The sequence below is a fragment of the Bacillus sp. SIMBA_008 genome (assembly GCF_046535495.1).
Taxonomy (GTDB): Bacteria; Bacillota; Bacilli; order Bacillales; family Bacillaceae; genus Bacillus; species Bacillus subtilis.
Map to the genome: position 1 here is coordinate 1 of NZ_JAWRWL010000454.1, position 272 is coordinate 272.

The 272-nt window shown below is 65.8% G+C and carries 1 protein-coding gene; it reads left to right on the forward strand.

Translation table 11 applies throughout. From position 1 onward, the window contains the following. Positions 1-85: 85 nt before the first annotated feature. Positions 86-272 (forward strand): hypothetical protein (locus SB658_RS23990; protein WP_410602841.1); only part of this gene is annotated, 187 nt, incomplete at its 3' end.

Genomic DNA, 272 nt, shown 5'->3' on the forward strand with positions numbered 1-272 from the left:
TCCCAGTGCGGCGAAGCAGAGGGCGAACAGAGAACCGGTGACCAGCCAGAGCACCACGCCGGCCGCGACGGGGACGATCGCCGCCATGAACGGCAGAGCGGGCCTCCGTGGCGAAGGCGGCGCAGCAGGGAGCGTGATCGGAAAGGAGTCCATGCACCTCAGTGCACAGCATGGCGCATCCGGAGAGGATGCTGTCCACAGAAGTGGAGCGGTTACTCCGCGGACTCGTCCTCTGTGGAGAGCGAGTCGTCCTCACCGCTCACCTGAACGAT